Raw genomic sequence first — 731 nt, forward strand, 5'->3', positions numbered from 1 at the left:
CTGGTGGCTACCGTGGGGGAGTTCCAGCAGTTCCGCAGTGCCAAGCAATTCGGTGCCTGGCTGGGTCTGGTGCCCAGCCAGAATTCCAGCGGCGGTAAAACCAGCCTCGGCAATATCACCAAACGCGGCGATGACTACCTGCGCACCTTGCTGATTCAGGGCGCCAAGTCTGCGGTGAACACGGCAGCCAAACGCAGTGATCGACTGAGCCAATGGCTGATGCAGCTCAAGGCCCGCGTGGGTTGGCAGAAAGCGGCCGTGGCGCTGGCCAACAAGAACGCCAGAATCCTGTGGTGCGTGATGACGCGGGATACGGTGTTTGACGCGGGCCATGTGCCGCCGATGCCTAGGCAGCGCCAAAGATCGCATGACGCGTTGCCAGGTTGCGCCTAACCTGGTGCAGCTACCTGCCTCCTATTGAAGCAGTTTGTGATGGTTGTTGGACGTGCGTTTGAAGATGCTCACCACAGGTCAGACCGGCAGCAGGTGAACTCGGCTTTGGGTCCGTGGCAAGCATCGCTTGACCACTGAGTTCGAATGGAGCCCTGCTGAGCGGTTCGTATCTGGGGCCTCGGTGCTCACCACCGAAACAAGCCCGCCTGTAGATGTGCAGTCTGTCCTTGCCTGGTGAATGCTTCAAGGTTCGCGCCCGCCAATCGCTGATTAAACAACGACGGAGGCAGAAATATGCAAGGTCAACGGTTGACTTGCCGGAAAGTCCCTGTAGACCC

1 protein-coding gene is annotated in these 731 nt (G+C 59.2%); it reads left to right on the forward strand.

Features of this window, described 5'->3' with window-relative positions; all coding sequences use genetic code 11:
• Positions 1–393: transposase (locus AB6724_RS21820; protein ID WP_369340627.1), on the forward strand; the 393-nt coding region annotated here is incomplete at its 5' end.
• Positions 394–731: the final 338 nt, after the last annotated feature.

The sequence above is a fragment of the Comamonas guangdongensis genome, from assembly GCF_041079535.1.
Taxonomy (GTDB): domain Bacteria; phylum Pseudomonadota; class Gammaproteobacteria; order Burkholderiales; family Burkholderiaceae_C; genus Comamonas; species Comamonas guangdongensis.